This window comes from Nocardiopsis sp. CA-288880 (assembly GCF_050955985.1).
GTDB lineage: Bacteria > Actinomycetota > Actinomycetes > Streptosporangiales > Streptosporangiaceae > Nocardiopsis > Nocardiopsis tropica.
In genome coordinates, this window is sequence record NZ_CP192105.1 from 5,166,525 (window position 1) to 5,183,969 (window position 17,445).

Below are 17,445 nucleotides of genomic sequence, written 5' to 3' on the forward strand. Positions count from 1 at the left end.
CGCTCTCTCGTCGCCGCGCCGGAGTTCACCCGGGTCCGGCCGCGGGCCCGAGGGCCCGCGACCGGGGCGCCTTAACCGGCAGCGCTGACCACGCCGCCCTCGGAGGCTCCGTGGGGGCCGGCCTCGTTCCACTTCTTGATGTAGAAGCTGCCGCCCTTGCCGCCCTCGTGGCCGTCCTTGTGGCCGTCCTCGTGGTCGCCCCCGTGGCCGCTCGTGGCCCCGGCGATGACGCCCGCCTGGGAGGCCCCGTGGGGGCCGGCCTCGCTCATGCCGGCAGCGAAGAAGCTGTCCGCCATGGCCGCCGCCGGCGCGCCGAAGGCGAGGGCGGGGGCCACGATGGCGGCGAAGGCGAGGCGGGTCACGGTCTTGCGGTTCATACGAGTTCCCTCTCGTTGTGGCCTGGCGCCCCGACATGTCGGCGGAGCGTCGCAGGGGCCGGATGCGAGGGCCGGATTCGGTGAACGGCCCCCGCGGAATAGATGTCCACGACGCCCGCCTAGTAACCGTATGCGTTCACAAAATCACTCAAAGTAGTCTTGGGGGTGTTTTGGTGTCTCTTGGCCCGCGCGGACGCGCTGCGCGCTTGCCTCGGACCGGCTCGCGGACACCCCTCCGCCGGCGTTCGAGCCGCACCGGCGCCACCACGGCCCCGGACCGCCCTCCCGGACGGCACCGGACCCGCCGCGCCGGGGGCGCTCGCGCTCGGGCCCGCGTCCGCGCTGTAGCCTCCGCACGCCGGACGAGCGGCGTCCGGCCACGAGAACGGGGAATGACCCATGACCTACGTCGCCGCCCCCACGCGGTACGACTCCATGCCCTACCGGCGTGTGGGGCGCAGCGGTCTGCGCCTGCCCGCCCTCTCCCTGGGCCTGTGGCACAACTTCGGACACGACCGCGACCTCGCCCGGCAGAAGGAGATCGTGCTGCGGGCGTTCGACCTGGGGGTGACCCACTTCGACCTCGCCAACAACTACGGACCGCCGCCGGGGGCCGCCGAGGAGAACTTCGGCCGGATCCTCGCCGGGGACCTGGGCCGGTACAGGGACGAGATCGTCGTCTCCACCAAGGCCGGGTACCTGATGTGGCCCGGCCCGTACGGCGAGTGGGGCTCGCGCAAGTCCGTGCTGGCCAGCCTGGACCAGAGCCTGGGCCGCATGGGCCTGGACCACGTGGACGTGTTCTACTCCCACCGCCCCGACCCGGACACGCCCCTGGAGGAGACCATGGGCGCGCTCGACACGGCGGTGCGCCAGGGGAAGGCCCTGTACGCGGGGGTGTCCAACTACTCCCCCGGGCAGACCCGCGAGGCGGCCGCGATCCTGCGGGACCTGGGCACGCCGATGCTGATCCACCAGCCGTCGTACTCGATGTTCAACCGGTGGGTGGAGGACGGCCTGCTCGACGTGCTGGACGAGGTGGGCGCCGGTTCGATCGCCTACTCCCCGCTCGCCCAGGGCCTGCTGACCGACCGGTACCTGAACGGCGTCCCGGAGGGCTCGCGTGCCGCCGGGAGCAGTCCGTTCCTCAGCGCCGAGGGCGTCACCGGGGACGTCCTGGAGCGGGTACGCGCCCTCGACGCGATCGCCGGGCGGCGGGGCCAGACGCTGGCGCAGACGGCGCTGGCGTGGGTGCTGCGCGGCGGGCGGGTGACGTCGGCGGTGATCGGCGCGAGCAGCATCGGGCAGCTGGAGGACAACGTGGCCGCGGTCGGGAACCTGGACTTCGACGCCTCCGAGCTGGCCGAGATCGACCGGTACGCGCCCGCCGGCTGACGAGCACCTCGTCACATTTCGGGTTTGTAACGGTCATGTCGGGTAGGCGCACCACCAGCATCATTTCCCTGATGAGAAAAGGTGGTGCGCCCCGTGAAGAACGTCTTCGTCGTCGGACTGGACGAGCGGAACCACGAGATCCTGCGCCGGACCCCCACCGGACGCGACTGCCGTTTCCACCAGCTGCTGAGCCTGGACGAGCTCCAGACCGGCGAGGTCGACATCGACCAGCTGATCGCCAGGGCCGAGAAGGTCCTCGACGACTTCCCCGGCACCGTCGACGCCATCTGCGGCTACTGGGACTTCCCCGTGACGCTGCTCGTGCCGATCCTGTGCGAGCGCCGCGGCCTCCCCTCCGCGAGCCTGGAGTCGGTGGTCAAGTGCGAGCACAAGTACTGGAGCCGCCTGGAGCAGCGCAAGGTCATCGACGAGTACCCGCCCTTCGCCCTCGTCGAGCTGAACGGCGACCCCGCGGTGCCGGACCCGCCCGGCTACCCCATGTGGCTCAAGCCGGTGAAGTCGGCCTCCTCCGAGCTCGCCTTCCACGTGCTCGACGACAAGGACTTCGGCGAGGCGGTCTCCGAACTGCGCGAGGGCATCGACCGCATCGGCCGCCCCTTCGAGCAGATCCTCTCCCGGGTCGACCTGCCCCCGGAGATCTCCGAGGTGGGCGGACGCACCTGCCTGGCCGAGGGCGCCCTGCACGGCGTGCAGGCCGCCGTCGAGGGCTTCGTGTACCGGGGCGACGTCGTCGTCTACGCGGCGCTCGACTCGGTCGACTACCCCGGCAGCCCCGCCTTCCTGCGCCACCAGTACCCCTCCGGGCTCCCCGAGGAGGTCCGCGCGCGCATGGCCGACGTCTCCGAACGGGTCATCCGCCAGGTCGGGCTGGACAACTCCACGTTCAGCGTCGAGTTCTTCTACGACCCCGTCGAGGACGGCCTGAACCTGCTGGAGGTCAACCCCCGGCACTCCCAGTCCCACGCCGAGCTGTTCGAGCTCGTGGACGGGATCGCCAACCACGAGCGCATGCTGCTGCTGAGCCTGGGCAGGGACCCCCGGATGCCCGCCGAGGCCCGGGGCGAGTACGACGTGGCGGCCGAGTGGTACCACCGGCGCTTCGGGGACGACGGCGTCCCGGTGCGCGTGCCCACCGACGAGGAGGTGGACGAGCTGGAGCGCTCCCTGCCGGGCGTGAGCGTGAAGGTGGTGCCCCGACCCGGCGAGCCGCTCTCGCAGATGCGGTCCCAGGACAGCTACAGTTTCGAGCTCGCCAAGATCACCATCGGCGCCGCGGACGAGACCGAGATGCGCGCCAAGTACGAGCGCTGCGTCGAGGCGCTGAGATTCGAGTTCGCGGAAGAGGACGAGGACGAGGACATGACGCCCGGCCGGGGCACCGAGCAGGGCACCGGCCGGGGCACCGAGCAGGGCGCCGAGCGCTGAGGAGGACCGTACATGCACGTGGTGAATTCCCTGCCGCACGCGGTCCGCTCCGACGAGCACTTCTGGATCCCCATGTCGGACGGGGTCCGGCTGGCCGCGAGGATGTGGCGCCCCACCTCCTCCGACGCGACCCCCGTACCGGCGGTCCTGGAGTACATCCCCTACCGCAGGCGCGACCTGACGGCCGTGCGCGACTCCCAGCACCACCCCTACATCGCGGGGCACGGCTACGCCTGCGTCCGCGTCGACCTGAGGGGCACGGGCGACTCCGAGGGGGTGCTCGTCGACGAGTACCTCGAACGCGAGCAGCAGGACGCGGAGGAGGTCCTGGCCTGGCTGGCCGACCAGCCCTGGTGCGACGGCAGCACGAGCATGCTGGGTCTGTCCTGGGGCGGGTTCGCCGCCCTCCAGGTCGCGGCCCGGCAGCCGCCGAGCCTGGGCGCGATCGTGATCAGCTCCTTCACCGACGACCGGTACGGCGACGACTTCCACTACATGGGCGGGTGCCTGCTCTCGGACAACCTGGCGGAGGCCGGGACCATGTTCGCGTTCGGCACCTGCCCGCCCGACCCCGCCGTCGTGGGGGAGAGCTGGCGCGACATGTGGCGCGAGCGCCTGGAGGCGACCGAGCCGTGGGTCCTGGAGTGGCTGCGGCACCAGCGCCGCGACGACTACTGGCGGCACGCCTCGGTGTGCGGCGACTACACGGACGTGCGCTGCCCCGTCCTCGCCTCCAGCGGGTGGGCCGACGGCTACTCCAACGCCGTCCTGCGCGTCCTGGAGAACCTGGACGTGCCCAGCCGGGGCCTGATCGGCCCCTGGTCGCACCGCTACCCGCACATGGGCGTGCCCGGACCCGCCATCGGCTACCTCCAGGAGGTCGTGCGCTGGCTGGACCACTGGCTCAAGGGCGAGGAGAACGGCGTCGACGAGGGCCCCTCCCTGTGGGCGTGGATGCAGGACAGCGTCCCGCCGTCCACCTCCTACCAGGAGCGTCCCGGCCGGTGGGTGCGCGAGGACGCGTGGCCCTCCCCCGGCATCGAGCGGACCGGGCTGCCGCTGGCCAGGTACCGCATCGGCAGCCCCGGGGAGAAGGTCAGCGCCGAGTCGCTGACCCTGCGGTCCCCGCTGACCACCGGGCAGTTCGCCGGCAAGTGGGCCTCGTACAACGCCCCGCCGGACCTGCCCTACGACCAGCGCGAGGAGGACGGCGGCTCCCTGGTCTTCGACAGCGACGTCCTCGTCGAGGACGTCGAGATCCTCGGTGAGGCGGAGGTCGAACTCGAGCTCTCCGTCACCGAGCCGGTGGCCATGGTCGCCGCCAGGCTGTGCGACGTGGCGCCCGACGGCAGCGCCACCCGGGTGACCTTCGGCCTGCTCAACCTCACCCACCGGGACGGGCACGAGACGCCGCGGGCGATGGAGCCGGGCGAGCGCTGCCGGGTGAAGGTCACCCTCAACGGCGTCGCCCAGGTCTTCCCCGCGGGTCACCGCATACGGCTGTCGCTGTCCACGTCGTACTGGCCCCTGGCCTGGCCCCCGCCGCGCCCGGTGCTGATGACCGTCCACCCCGGGGGGAGCACGCTGCACCTGCCGGTGCGTCCCGTCCCCGAGGACGAGGAACTGCACCCGCAGCCCTTCGGCGAGCCCGAGGGGACGCCGCAGATCGAGACCACGCGGCGGGAGACCCCCGACCACCGCTGGACCGTCCACAGGGACATGGTCGACACCCGGTCGTCCCTGGAGATCGTCAAGGACGGGGGGATCCTCCACTTCGAGGACATCGACCTGGACGTCGGACGGCGGGCCCACGAGCTGTACGAGTCGGTGGCGGACGACTTCACATCCGCCCGGGGCCGGTCCACGTGGACGATGCGGTTCGCCCGCGGGGACTGGAGCACCCGTACCGAGACCCATACCTCCCTGGAGTGCACCGAGACGGAGTTCCGGGTATACGCGACCCTGGACGCGTTCGAGGGGAACGAGCGGATCTTCTCCAGGGAGTGGAGCGAGAGCGTGCCCAGGGACCACATCTGACGAGGACCGACATCCGCGACGCGGGAGGGGAGGAAGGCCATGACCTCCACCGGGGGGCGCGCCGGAGCGCGCACCGCAGGCAGGGACGGGAAGGGGCCGGACGGCTCGAAGGGGCGCGGCGCCTCCGGGGACACGGAGCCGGGCGCGACCGGAGCGCCGCAGGCACTCGCGGGAGAGGCGAAGGGCGCCGTCGAAGCGGAGTTGGGAGGCCCCGACGCCGCCGAGACCGCGCGCGTCCTGTCGAAGGTCCTGCTCCCCACCCTGGCGCGGGGCGTGCTCGTACGGCGCCCCCTGATGGAAAGCCTGGTCAGCGCACTGGAGGCGGACCGGGACATCGTCTCCACCCTGCGGGACCTGCGCGAGAGGCACGGCGACGGGCCGCTGCCGCTGCGCCTGGCCGGCAGGGACGCCGCCCTGGTGCTGGCCGCCGACGACGTGAGGACACTGCTGGAGGGCACCCCGGACCCGTTCTCGTCCGGCGGGCGCGAGAAGCGCGGCGCGCTGTCGCACTTCGAGCCGCACGCGGTCCTGGTCTCCGAGCCCGAGGAGCGGCCCCACCGGCGGGCCTCCAACGAGCAGGCCCTGTCCACCGGCCGGGTGCTCCACCCCGACGGCGACGCGGTCGCGGCCCAGGCCGACGAGGAGGCACGGGCCCTGCTGACCGCGCTGGGGGACGGCGGCGTCCTCGACTGGAACCGGTTCTCCGCGTCCTTCGACGCGCTGGCCCGGCGGGTGGTGTTCGGCGCCTCCGCGGCGGGGGACGTCCGGACCACCGAACTGCTGCGCCGGCTGAGGGCCCGGGGCAACTGGTCGTACGCGGCGCCGGTGCACCGGAAGGTGAGGGCGGAGTTCCTCGACCGGGTGGGCCGCGCCGTCGAGCGGGCCGAGCCCGGCAGCCTCGCGGCGGGCCTGTCCCGGGAGGCCGGGTCCCACCCGGAGAACCAGGCGGCCCACTGGCTGTTCGCGTTCGACGCCGCGGCGATCGCCGCGTTCCGCTCCCTGGCGCTCCTGACGTCCTACAGCCCGGGGGCGCACGCGGCCCGGGAGGAGATCCAGGAGACCGGGGGGCTGGACCTGCCGCTGCTGCGCGCGACGGTGCTGGAGTCCGTACGGCTCTGGCCGACGACGCTGGCGGTGCTGCGGGAGAGCAACCGCGAGACCGTCTGGGGGGACCGCGTGTTCCCCGCCGGGACGGCGTTCGTGGTCATGAGCGCCTACTTCCACCGCGACTCTTCTCGCCTGCCGTACGCCGACGAGTTCGCGCCGGAGGTGTGGATCGACGGCCGGGCCGAGAAGGACCCGGGGATCCTGCCCTTCAGCTACGGTCCGGCCGGGTGCGCGGGGCGCGAGGTGGTGCCGCTGACCCTGTCGCTGTTCCTGCGCTCCCTGGTGCGGGACCGCGACCTCACCCGTGTCGACGCGCGCGGCCCGCTCCCCGCGTCGGGCCTCCCGGCGTCGCTGAACCACTTCGCCCTGCGCTTCACCCTGCCCGGACGCGGCGCCTGAGCCGACGAACCCGGACGGGGCCCCTCCTCACCCGGTTCCGAGCACGACCGAGACCGAACCCGCCCGGGCGCCGAGCCCGGGCGGACCACTGAGGAGGGGCCATGAGCACCGTCGGACAGATCCTGTACACCCACCCGGAGGACCCCGAGGGGGTCGGCGCGAAGATCACCGCGTGCGTCGAAGCCTGTGGGGAGTGCGCACAGGTGTGCACGGTGTGCGCGGACGCCTGCCTGGGCGAGGAGACGGTGGCTGACCTGGTCGCCTGTGTCCGCACCGACCTGGACTGCGCGGACATGTGCGCCGTGACCGGCCGCGCGGTCTCCCGCCGGACCGGCGAGGAGGACGACGTCCTGCGGCTCCTGCTGGAGGCCTGCGCGGAGGCGTGCCGCAAGTGCGCCGAGGAGTGCGAGAGGCACGCCGGGGAGCACGAGCACTGCCGCCTGTGCGCGGAGGCGTGCCGCCGCTGCGAGCAGGCGTGCCGGGAGCTGCTGGCCGCTCTCTGAGGCCGCGGGGGCGCCGACGGAAGGGGAGGCGATGGACGGGCCGATGCCGACAGGGGTGGCCGTGGTCGCGGTGGTCGCGGCCCTGCCGGTGGTGTTGTTCTTCTTCGTGCTGTGGGTCATCCGCTGGGACACGATCCGCAAGCAGCGGGCCGTACGCTCGCCCGACTACTGGAAGGAGCGGCCGGACGGCCGGCGCTACCCGACCGGTTGGGGCGAGTCCCGGGAAGGGCCTCCTCCGGAGGAGGGCGGCGGGGCCCATGCCCCGCCCGGGAGCGGCCCGCCGGGACGGGACCCGGGTGAGGGCGGGGAGCCGCCGGAAGGGTCCGGGGGGACGGAAGGACCTGGGGGTTCCGGGCGCGGAGGCGGACCGGAAGGCCCCGGGGGTCCCGGCCGGGAGGGCGGACCGCCGGAGCGGTAGTGGCCTACACGCGGGGCCGGGGCTGCCGGGACAAGGCACGCAGGGCCGCGCGGACACCGATCCGCGCGGCCCTGCGCCGTGTCAGACGCGGTCGGCGGGGAACCCGCCGGTGGCGACCGGGCCCCAGCGCCTCGGGGTGATCCGGACCAGGGCCTTGCCCTGCCGGCGCATCGCCTCGCGGTACTCGTCCCAGTCCGGGTGCTCGCCGGAGATCACCCGGAAGTACTCGACCAGGGGCTCCACCGCCTCCTCCCCGTCGATGACCTCGGCGTCGCCGTCGATCTGGACCCACGGGCCGTCGAAGTCCTCGGAGAGCACCACGATGCTCACCTTCGGGTCGCGGCCGGCGTTGCGGGCCTTGGCGCGCTCGGGGTAGGTGGAGACCACGATGCGGCCCTCGGTGTCGACCCCGCAGGTGACCGGCGAGGCCTGGGGGCCGCCGTCGGCCCGGCGGGTGATGAGGAGCCCCCGGTGGCGGGGGCGGGCGAACTCCAGCAGACCGTCGAGGTCGACCTTGGTGTTGGTGGCGATCGAAGGGCTCATCTTCTCGCTTTCGCTGCTCAGGGTGTCCGCGTTCCGCTCACGAACCGGGTCAGCCTAGTGCTCCGCCGAGGGGGGAACCAGGCCCTGGCAGACCGTGTCACGGCACTCCCCCGCCCTGCCGGGACCGGCCCCCGTGCCTTGCCCGGGGTCAGCCCCGGACGCGCCAGTCCCGGCCCATCCGGTCGACCAGCTCCCCCGCCGCCTTGCGGAGGGGGCTGCCGCGCAGCCACACCAGCTGCACCGGCATGGCCAGGCCGTTCCTGAGGTTCTCGAACTCCATCACGCGCACCGCCCCGGCCGCGGCCCTTCCCCGCACGAGCGGCAGCGGCAGGTTGGCCCAGCCGACCCCGCGCTCCACCAGGCCGAGCGCGGTCTCCACCGAGTTCGCGCGCCAGTAGGCGTCCGAGACGACGAGCCGCCGCTCCGTCATCTGCCGCTCCAGGCTGGACACCACGATCTGGCGCGCCCCGGCCAGGTCCTCCAGGCGCCGCAGGTCCGCGGGGATCCCGAAGGTCTCCACGGAGGCGGACGCCACCGCCACGAACGTCTCCTCCGCCACGTTCAGGAACACCTCCTCCCGGTCGTTGCGGGTGCGGGCGAACATCAGCGCCAGGTCCACGGTCCCCGAGTGCAGCTGCTCCCGGACGTCGTCCTGCGGGGCGTCGGCGATCTCCACGGAGAGCAGGGGGTGGCGCGCCGCGATCTCCGCCACCGCGTCCAGGAGCGGCCGGTGGTCGACCCCCGCCGACACCCCGACCGTGAGCGTGCTCTCCAGGTCGTCGGAGAGCTCGACCGCGTGGGCCTGGAGCAGGCGCAGCCTGCTCGCGACGAGCCGGGCGTGCGGCACGAGGGCCTGCGCCCGCGCGGTGGGGACGGGCTCGCGCCGTGAGCGGTCGAACAGCGGGTAGCCGAGTTCGGCCTCGATGTTGGCGATGCCCATGCTCACCGCCGAGGGGACCCGGTTCAGCGCGCGTGCGGCGGCCGAGAAGGAGCCGTGGTCGACCACGGCGAGGAAGAGGTCGATGTTGTCGCTGGAGAGGCCCACGTTCTGTCAACCGATCTGAAAGAAGCTGACTTTTTCCATCACCGTAGCTGACGTTAGCGTCGACCTCTGTTGCATCCGGATCCCGAAAAGAGTGCGAAGTGCAAGGTCTGAAGCGCAAGCTGGTGTACGTGGGCGGCTACGAGGTCATCGGCTTCGCCGTGGGCACCGCCGTGATGACGGCCCTGACAGGAAGCGGCCCAGGGACGACGGCCCCGCTCGCGATCATGATCGCCACGGTGGCGGCGCTGTGGAACATGGCCTTCAACTACCTGTTCGAGGCGTGGGAGCGCCGACAGGTCAGCCGCGAGCGCACGGTAAGGCGCAGAATCCTGCACGCGGTCGCGTTCCAGCTGACGCTGGTGTGCTACCTGATCCCGCTCATCGCGTGGTGGCTGGACATCAGCCTGGTCCAGGCGTTCCTGCTGGACCTGGTGTTCATCGTCTACATCCCGTTCTACACGTTCGGCTACAACTGGGCCTTCGACAAGATCTTCGGGCTGCCGTCCTCCGCTATCGCGGAGCCTGTTCCGGGGGCGCCCTCCCAGGAGTCCGTTCCCTCCTCGGAACGCTCCTGAGGGCGGCCGACACCGTCTGGGCCATCCCCGCGAGGTGCGGGGAGCAGGCCAGGATCTCGTCAGCGGCCACCCCATGAGGGGGTCCATCCCCGCGTGCGCAGGGAGCAGTCGAAGCCAATCCACGTGGTGGTGTAGTCCATGGGTCCATCCCCGCGCGTGCGGGGAGCAGCCCAAGGGACAGCGGCGCCCCTCGGAGACACCGGGTCCATCCCCGCGTGCGCGGGGAGCAGATCGAGTACAGAAGTCGGTTCACGGCCATGTAGAGTCCATCCCCGCGTGCGCGGGGAGCAGAAGACGCGGCTGCTCGCCCTGACCGAGACCCAGGGTCCATCCCCGCGTGCGCGGGGAGCAGGTTCGGGTCAAGCGGCTCCGTGCCGATCGGCAGGGTCCATCCCCGCGTGCGCGGGGAGCAGCCCGGAAGACGCCGTACTTCGCCCACTTCCCGGGGTCCATCCCCGCGTGCGCGGGGAGCAGTGGGTCCTGCACCGGCCCGCCTGCTCCTGCGGGGGTCCATCCCCGCGTGCGCGGGGAGCAGACCCCCAGACGCGTCTCCCCTTCGATTGAGGCGGGTCCATCCCCGCGTGCGCGGGGAGCAGCCTACGGGGTGCACACCACCCCCGCGCGGGCGGGGTCCATCCCCGCGTGCGCGGGGAGCAGGTCTCCCCGGTCCTTACCTGGATCGTTGACAAAGGTCCATCCCCGCGTGCGCGGGGAGCAGAAGAACAACGTCCAGATCGGGTACGCGCTGCTGGGTCCATCCCCGCGTGCGCGGGGAGCAGCACCAGGAGGACGATCGACTGGAGCCGGTCCAAGGGTCCATCCCCGCGTGCGCGGGGAGCAGGCGGCGACCACCGCGGGCAACGACCCCGCGTCGGGTCCATCCCCGCGTGCGCGGGGAGCAGGCATGGTGTGGGTGGCGACTCCGACCATGGAGGGGTCCATCCCCGCGTGCGCGGGGAGCAGGTTCAGAGATTCCGAAGAATTCGCAGAGGGAAGGGTCCATCCCCGCGTGCGCGGGGAGCAGAGTCGATGACCTGGGAACTTACCAGTGGCAAGCGACCGATTTTCCAACTTCTCGAGAAACAGACACCGGACCCAAAGCACTCACATCGGACATGAAGCTCACCTTCCCCCGAAACGCCGCCGTTTCGACGCCTTGCTCCACCCGGTCTTCGGCACCTGAGCGGCCTCGACCGCTGCCTTGCGAGGACGGTGTATGAGGGTCAGCCCCTCGTGGTCCACCGGCTGCCAGTGGTGCTCGAAGGTCTCGAAGGTGAACCCCTGCTCGGAGTCGTTGCTGTACGCCAGCAGCGCCCTGCCGTTCCCCGCGTACTCCTTCACCTCCGCCCACAGTGCCTCCCTGACCCTCCGCGACGGGTTGCCGATGAACACCCCGGCCGAGATCTCCAGCAGCCACCGGGTGAGGAAACCCCGCAGCCCCGGCGGGCACTTGGTGAGGACGACGACGGTCACCAGACCACCTCGTGGGAGTAGTCGCGCCCGGCTTCGAGCAGTTCGCCCCGGTCGCCCACCAGTCCGACCTCGTCCGCCTCACCCTCCCGGCCGTCGTCCGCGTCGTGCCCCTGACCCAGCAGGAGCCTCTTGATGTCGTCGACGCACCGGTCCAACAGCTTCTCCTGGTTGATCCGATCCCGCAGCAGCCGACGCGTCACACCGTCCACGTCCTCCTCGCCCTGCGCCGCCGCGTCGAAGGCCACCGGGATGCCGATCTCCACCTTGTACAGGTCGGCGACGTCCATCACGAACCCCCGTTCGTGCCCCGAGTGGACGAAGCCCAGCCCCGGGCTGCACCCGAGCGCCGTCGCCACCGCGTGCGCCACCCCGTAGAAGCACTGGGCGGCCGAGGTGATCGCCTTGTTCGGCGCGTCGGAGTTGTCGTGGTGCCCCGGCGTGTAGCGCCGCCCGTGCCAGGGCACACCCGTCCGCTCCGCCTCGGCCCGGTAGCACGCCTGGACCCTCTTGCCCTCCTTGCCGAGGAGTTCCTGGCGGCCGAACCGCTCCACGTCCAGGTCGGGGAACCGCATCCGGTACATCGCCCGCGCGACGTCGAGGCGGCTCTGCCGGTTGGCCCAGGCCTTCGCCTGGGCCTCCACCAGGTGCGAGGAGCGCGTCAGGCCGCGGCCGGCCGCGTAGAAGCGCACCCCCTGCTCGCCCACCCACACGACGCTGGCCCCGCACTCCCCCAGGACGCTCATCGCCTGATGGGTCACCCTCGTGCCCGGCCCGAGGAGGAGGGTGCCGATGGTGGCGCCCGGGATGTGCCGCACGCCCTCGCCGTCCTCGGCGGTGATCGCGTTGTCGTCGCGGTGGACGACGCACCGCTCCAGGTAGACGAAGGAGAGCCGTTCGCCGACCCTGGTCAGTTCGCGCGGCGTGGAGGCGCGCCGCTTGCTCACCGTGGTCATCGGCCCACCTGCGCCAGGGTCATCAGGCCGCAGCCGTACGCCTTGGCCCGCCCCAGGCCGGCGCACAGCACGCGGCGCAGGGCGTCCGGGTCGGTGACGGTCAGCCTGCCGTCGAAGGTCGCGGTCACCAGGGGGACGCGCATACGGGACCTCCCCTTCTTCTCGGGGCGGGGGTCGGCCTTGTCGAACCCTGTTGCGTCACGACCGTGGACGACCAACTCGTGTTCGTCCTCGCCCGGAATCAACTGCTGGTCGACCGGCCTGCGCACGATCTCGAAACCGTTCGCCTCCTGCCGCTGCAGCAGCCATCCCGCCTGGTGCCGGGGGGTGACGTGGGCGGTGACCTTGGTCGGCTCCCCGTCCTTGCGCCGGATGCTGTGCACGGGGTTGGCGGTGAGCCGGAACGCCCACGTCTGCCCCGCCTCCAGCCTGCCCAGGAACCCGCCGTAGTCGTGGGTCTGCCATCCGTCCCCCTCCGCCTTGGGCCACCCCGCCTGCTCCACCAGGTGGGTCAGGTCGGGCGCGGCCGGGCTCACGACGTACAGCAGCACCTCCGCCCTGGCGTTGCGGTCCACCCGCCACAGCACGCGCGGCGCCCCCGCGGCCCCCTGGTTCCCCGGGTCGCCCGGGAGCAGGTCGGGGAAGCCGCCCAGCACGGCGGCGTGCACGGCCTGCGGCGAGGACAGCAGCTTCCTGCTTCCCGGCCTGTTGGTGTTGAACCGGAATCGGGTGAGGTACATCAGCTGCCTCCCAGTGCGGACACGGGGTCGTGGTCGGGGGGTGCGGCGCGGCGGACCAGCGGGTTCGGCACGCGGACCGCCCCCGGGGTCACCGCGCGCAGGGCGTAGCGCCGGTGCAGGGGGTTGAAGCTGAGCGGCAGGTCGCGCAGGGTGTCGGCCCGGGTCTCCCCCGGCGCGGCGTCGACGAGGGTGCTGAGCTCCACCAGCTCCTCCCCCTTCCGGCGCCGCTGGCGTTGGAACCAGCGGGCGGCCTGCCAGGGCGTCCGCTCCAGGACGTCCTCGACCGTGCCGTCGACGGGGGCGCCCAGGTCCACGGGCCGCGCGGGCGGGCACGAGCGCCGCCCCAGGTAGGGCAGGTAGACGGGTTCGCGGACGGCCCGGTACAGGTCGGCGACCAGTTCGGGGTCGCCCTCGACCGCCGCCACGAACACCGCGTCGGACAGGTAGAAGCGCTCCGACACCGGCATGGAGACCCCGGTGACCAGGTGTTTCGCGGTCTGGTAGTCGCGCACGCGCACGCCCGGTTGGTCCACGCGCACGCCGAACCGCAGCGCGGCCAGGTCGGAGAGGTCGGCGGTGCGGTCGCGTCCGAGGGCCGCGGCGAGCAGGCCGACGATCCCGCTCTTGGTGGGGGCGTTCTCGGTGCCCCGGCGGGCGAACCGGGACGCCGACCCCCACGCCTGGAGGGGGCCGGCCAGGACGAGGGGCAGGGCACTCATGCCGTCGGCGCCTGACGCTGCGCGACGGCCGCGCCGACCTGGTCGACCAGCTCGGGGAGGGAGACGACGGAGCCCAGGCCGGAGAGCTTGGCGGTGCGCTCCCCCACGTGCACGACCCAGGTGTCCACGCCGTCCTCGGCCCCGTAGGCGCGCTCGACCTGGGAGACGTGGTCGGCCAGGCGGGCACTGGCCTCGGCCACGTGTCCGGCCCCGGCCGTCACCGGCTCCTCGAACGCGCCCACGAAGCTGATCGGCCGGGAGTCGCGCAACTTGACGACAACCGCGTCGGGCAGGGTGTGGTTGCCGAAGGTGTTGATCTTGCCGGTGGGCAGCGACTCCACGAACCCGCGCACGAACGCCTCGACGGCGCGGCGCAGCGGTTCGGTGACGGGCTCGTCCTCGCGCAGCCCCTCCCCCAGGTTCTTCTTGAGCAGGTCGACGTCGACGGCCGCGTACCGGTACAGGGTGGCGGAGTTGAACTCGACGGTGCCGATCATGCCCGCCCCGGTGTCCTCCTCCGGGTTCCGGTCGTCCACGGCCGTGTAGTAGTCGGACTCGTTCTCGACGGCGTGGACGCTGATGGCGTGGGCGACCTGCGCGGCTGCGTCCACGTTGATGTCGGCGCCGTCCGCGACCATGCGCCCGAACAGGGCGATGTCCACCGAGTGGCGGGTGTCGGCCACGGACTTGGCGCGCGCCTTGTTCTCCTTCTCCTTGAGGAACGCCTTGATGTCCTCGCGGCCCTCCAGCGCGAGTGCGGCCAGGCCGTCCCGCTGCTGGGCGCTGAGGAACATCAGGTAGGCGGACTCGGGGGCGGGCTCCTTCTCGCCCTTCTTCTTGGCGGCGTCGGCCTTGCGCTTGGGCACCTCGATCTTGGAGCCGGTGGCCGTCTGCACGGTCTCCGCGGCGAGGACGAGCGCCTCCGCCTCCTCCACCGAGGAATCGAGTTCACGGATGCGGGCGGCGATCAGCTCGGCGACGCGCTTGGTGCGGGTGCCCAGGTCCTGCGGGTCGAGGAGTGCGTCGAACGCGAGCCGTGTGGCGCGCTTCCATGCCTGGCTGGAGACGCGGGACCGCTTGACGCCGCCGTAGACGGCGGTCTTGGGGGCGCCGGTGTCGTCGCGGTTGAGGTTGCTGGGCGGCACGGTCTGCAACACGTGCACGTCGAGAATGGTGCGGCTCATGGTGGTGTCCTCGTCGTCTTGTCGGTGCCCGTCAGGGCACGTGGGAGGGGCCGGCTGACAGCGCTGCCGGAGCAGCGCGAGGGATCTGCTGGCCGCTCCCGGGGCCTGCACGGCCCGCCGGGGGCGGCGGTGTTCAGCTCTCCGGGGCGGCGTCCGGGCTGTCCCCGTCCGGGCTGTCCCCGTCCGGGGCGCCGGGTTCGGCGTCCGGTGCGGCGCCGTCGACGCGCTCGGGCCGGTGGGCCTGGAAGCCGCGCCCCCAGGCCCGGCGCACCCGGGCGGCCCCCGCCGGCGTGCGGGCGTCGTGGAGCTGGTCGGCGAGGAGCCCGTAGTCGAGCGGGATGTCCTCGGTGCGCAGCAGGCTGACGATGCCGCGGAGCCGGTCGAGGCGGGTGGCGTGGTCGGCGGCGCTCCCGGCCTGCACGAACCTCTTGCGCAGGGGCTCGTCGATGTCGCCGCCGGGCATGAGTCGGCGCACGGCCCCGCCGAGCCCGATGCCCCGCTTGTGCATGCCCCGCTCACGCTTGGACTGCTGGTGCAGGGCGTAGAGGGTGAGCGCCTCGTGGGCGGCGGCCTCGGCCGCCTCGGTGCGGGGGTCCTCGACCGGGAAGGTCTCGTAGAAGCGGTGGTCGAGGGTCAGACCCACCAGCTCCGGGACCGCCTCGATGGGCTTGCCCGCGCCCCGGCGCAGCTTGGCCAGGGTGGAGACGGCCGCGGAGAGGTCCTTGAGGTAGCCGCCCTGGAGCGCGCGGACGCGCTCGTCCACGAACGTGCCGACCTCCCGGAGCTCGGGCACGTAGGCCGTGTTCGCGGCGGCGCCCTTGCGTGTGGGGCTGGTTGTGCTGGTGGTGGTCACTGCTGTGTCTCCGGGTCGTCGGTGGTGGCCATGGGGAGCGCCCTGCGCAGTCCCGAGCGGAAGCGCAGGTCGGCGCGGGAGGCGGTGAGCCAGACCGGGCCGTTCTTGGCGGCGACGACCCGCCCGGTCCAGGAGGCCTCGCTGGCGGAGTCGAGGAGGTCGTCACCGATGCCGGACACGATCTGGCGTGCCGTGAGCTGCCACTGGCGGCGCTGTTCGGCCGGGTAGAGCGGGTTGTCGGAGGGGCGCAGGTCGCGCAACCACTTGCGGAAGGGCTCGTCCAGCGCGGCGAACCCCCGGTCGCGGGCGGTGGCCCGCGGGGCCTCGGCCTCCGCGCCCGCCGCCTCGGCCAGGGCGGTGGCCAGGTCCCCGAGGACCATGACCGCCTCCTCGGCGTCGTTGACGGCGTCGACGGCCGTCTGACCGAGCGTGCTGTCCTGCTCGTTCAGCAGGACCACGGGCATGGCGACGGTGTCGTCGACGATCTCGTCGATGACCGACTGCTGGGTGCCGTAGACCGCGCCGACCAGGCGCGTGCGAATGAGGAACCCCTTGTCCAGGAACCCCTCCACGGTCAGGCGCGAGATCCAGTCCAGAACCCTGGGGCGCACGACCTTCGCGGCCTCGCGGCGCTGTTCCGCGCCCCGGACGCGGCCGGTGACCAGGGCGGCGAGGCCGCGCCAGGCGCTGCGGGCCGGGTCGTGGTCCCGAGGCAGGTAGACCTGCTCCTCACCGAGCTTCTTCTCCTGGGCGGGACTGCGCCGCCAGGCGGTCATGGGCTCGCGATCGTGCTTGTTGCGCGGGGTCAGCGGGTCGCCGTAGGCGAGCAGGACACCGTGGACGGCTTCACCGTCGTGGTGCAGGCGGACCCGGCGGCTCTGCCAGGAGTAGAGGTCGCGCAGGCCGTGGGGGCGGGTCTGCGCCTCCACTCCCCCGAGGGCCTCGGCGGTGGCCGGAGGCCGGCGCCAGGCCGGGAGGTCGTCGGGACGCGAGCGCAGGTTGTCGGTATCGCGCGGCAGCAGGTTGAGGAGGAGGGTCGCGCGCAGGTCGTCGCCCTCCACGTAGACCCCGCCGAGGTTCCCGGCCCAGCCCACGCCCTGCGGGTAGACCTTGCCGCCCTTGACCCGGGGGTCGCCGACCACTCCGGACTTGATCCCCGAGGTGTCGTAGGCATGGGCGTGCAGAAGCCAGCGGGCGGCCTCGGCGAAGCCCAGGCGTTCGGCGCCGTGCGCGCGCATGGTGAAGAAGCGCGCGTTGTTGGGCACGTCGGCCACGATCGGGTCCAGCGAGGAGTACTCGCCCTTGGTTGTGCGCAGGTCCGGGACCTGGAGGAAGGGCGCGGTCGGGTGCAGCAGGTCGAGGCGGTCGCGGTGCTCGCCGAGGTAGTCGCGGACGCGGTCTGCGGGAAGGTCGCCCTCGCCGCCGTTCCACAGCTCCGCCCAGTCCTCGATGTCCTCCGGTCCGTCGATCGCGTCGTGCAGGACGGCCAGGAGCAGCCGGAGAAGGGCGAAGTCCTGGGTGGGCACGTCGCCGACCAGGCGCCGGACCTGCGAGGCCTGCTCGAAGACCTCGGTGAGGGAGAGTTCGGCCTCGGTCCCGTCGAGCCGCTGGACGGGGATCCAGGGCCTGGCGGTCAGGTCGAAGGAGGGCGGGGGCATCGGCGGGGACGCGTCTGGTG

Annotated in this window: 16 protein-coding genes and 1 CRISPR repeat array; of the genes, 6 read left to right on the plus strand and 10 right to left on the minus strand. The window is 72.6% G+C overall.

Annotated elements, in window-relative coordinates; translation table 11 throughout:
• Positions 1-71 precede the first annotated feature (71 nt).
• Complete coding sequence (locus ACQPYD_RS22555; protein ID WP_433697567.1) at positions 72-377, minus strand: hypothetical protein; 306 nt, start codon at positions 375-377, stop codon at positions 72-74.
• Between the two features lie 399 nt (positions 378-776).
• Between ACQPYD_RS22555 and ACQPYD_RS22560 the strand changes: the two genes are divergently transcribed.
• From ACQPYD_RS22560 to ACQPYD_RS22580, 5 genes are all read left to right on the plus strand, one after another.
• Positions 777-1,772 carry an aldo/keto reductase gene (locus ACQPYD_RS22560; RefSeq protein WP_433697568.1) on the plus strand — a complete coding sequence of 332 codons (996 nt, stop codon included), beginning with the start codon at positions 777-779 and terminating at the stop codon, positions 1,770-1,772.
• 93 nt (positions 1,773-1,865) lie between these two features.
• Positions 1,866-3,218 (plus strand): ATP-grasp domain-containing protein, encoded by a 1,353-nt coding sequence (locus ACQPYD_RS22565; RefSeq protein WP_433697569.1) that lies wholly within the window; start codon positions 1,866-1,868, stop codon positions 3,216-3,218.
• Positions 3,219-3,230: 12 nt separating this feature from the next.
• Positions 3,231-5,255 (plus strand): CocE/NonD family hydrolase, encoded by a 2,025-nt coding sequence (locus tag ACQPYD_RS22570; RefSeq protein ID WP_433697570.1) that lies wholly within the window; start codon positions 3,231-3,233, stop codon positions 5,253-5,255.
• A 39-nt stretch (positions 5,256-5,294) separates the two neighbouring features.
• Complete coding sequence (locus tag ACQPYD_RS22575; RefSeq protein ID WP_433697571.1) at positions 5,295-6,761, plus strand: cytochrome P450; 1,467 nt, start codon at positions 5,295-5,297, stop codon at positions 6,759-6,761.
• 101 nt (positions 6,762-6,862) lie between these two features.
• A complete protein-coding gene (locus ACQPYD_RS22580; protein WP_267945502.1) occupies positions 6,863-7,264 on the plus strand; it encodes a four-helix bundle copper-binding protein in 402 nt (133 codons plus the stop codon).
• Positions 7,265-7,763: 499 nt separating this feature from the next.
• On the opposite strand, the gene ACQPYD_RS22585 is transcribed toward ACQPYD_RS22580, so the two are convergent.
• Positions 7,764-8,225 carry a PPOX class F420-dependent oxidoreductase gene (locus ACQPYD_RS22585; RefSeq protein WP_267945504.1) on the minus strand — a complete coding sequence of 154 codons (462 nt, stop codon included), beginning with the start codon at positions 8,223-8,225 and terminating at the stop codon, positions 7,764-7,766.
• A gap of 148 nt (positions 8,226-8,373) precedes the next feature.
• Entirely contained in the window at positions 8,374-9,270 is an 897-nt protein-coding gene (locus ACQPYD_RS22590) for a LysR family transcriptional regulator (protein WP_433697572.1), read from the minus strand.
• Between the two features lie 98 nt (positions 9,271-9,368).
• Here ACQPYD_RS22590 and ACQPYD_RS22595 point away from each other — a divergent pair, with 98 nt between their 5' ends.
• Positions 9,369-9,845, plus strand: coding sequence for a PACE efflux transporter (locus ACQPYD_RS22595; protein ID WP_433697573.1), 477 nt, complete (start codon positions 9,369-9,371; stop codon positions 9,843-9,845).
• A 79-nt stretch (positions 9,846-9,924) separates the two neighbouring features.
• Positions 9,925-10,869: direct repeats of the CRISPR family, unit length 29 nt; unit sequence GGGTCCATCCCCGCGTGCGCGGGGAGCAG.
• A 98-nt stretch (positions 10,870-10,967) separates the two neighbouring features.
• On the opposite strand, the gene cas2e is transcribed toward ACQPYD_RS22595, so the two are convergent.
• The 7 genes from cas2e to casA all read right to left on the minus strand — a co-directional run bounded on the left by cas2e (position 10,968) and on the right by casA (position 17,425).
• Positions 10,968-11,318 (minus strand): type I-E CRISPR-associated endoribonuclease Cas2e, encoded by a 351-nt coding sequence (cas2e, locus tag ACQPYD_RS22600; RefSeq protein WP_267945507.1) that lies wholly within the window; start codon positions 11,316-11,318, stop codon positions 10,968-10,970.
• Positions 11,315-12,271: a type I-E CRISPR-associated endonuclease Cas1e gene (cas1e, locus tag ACQPYD_RS22605; protein WP_433697574.1), complete on the minus strand. Its 957-nt coding sequence runs from the start codon at positions 12,269-12,271 to the stop codon at positions 11,315-11,317. Before cas1e ends, cas2e begins: the two co-directional genes overlap by 4 nt.
• Positions 12,268-13,011: a type I-E CRISPR-associated protein Cas6/Cse3/CasE gene (gene cas6e, locus ACQPYD_RS22610; protein ID WP_267945509.1), complete on the minus strand. Its 744-nt coding sequence runs from the start codon at positions 13,009-13,011 to the stop codon at positions 12,268-12,270. The genes cas1e and cas6e overlap by 4 nt, the downstream gene beginning before the upstream one ends.
• Positions 13,011-13,730, minus strand: coding sequence for a type I-E CRISPR-associated protein Cas5/CasD (cas5e, locus tag ACQPYD_RS22615; RefSeq protein ID WP_433697575.1), 720 nt, complete (start codon positions 13,728-13,730; stop codon positions 13,011-13,013). The genes cas6e and cas5e overlap by 1 nt, the downstream gene beginning before the upstream one ends.
• A complete protein-coding gene (gene cas7e / locus ACQPYD_RS22620) occupies positions 13,727-14,914 on the minus strand; it encodes a type I-E CRISPR-associated protein Cas7/Cse4/CasC (RefSeq protein ID WP_433697576.1) in 1,188 nt (395 codons plus the stop codon). Before cas7e ends, cas5e begins: the two co-directional genes overlap by 4 nt.
• A gap of 133 nt (positions 14,915-15,047) precedes the next feature.
• Positions 15,048-15,767, minus strand: a complete 720-nt coding sequence (gene casB, locus ACQPYD_RS22625; RefSeq protein ID WP_433697577.1) for a type I-E CRISPR-associated protein Cse2/CasB — start codon at positions 15,765-15,767, stop codon at positions 15,048-15,050.
• Positions 15,764-17,425, minus strand: a complete 1,662-nt coding sequence (casA, locus tag ACQPYD_RS22630; protein ID WP_433697578.1) for a type I-E CRISPR-associated protein Cse1/CasA — start codon at positions 17,423-17,425, stop codon at positions 15,764-15,766. The genes casB and casA overlap by 4 nt, the downstream gene beginning before the upstream one ends.
• Between the last annotated feature and the right edge of the window lie 20 nt (positions 17,426-17,445).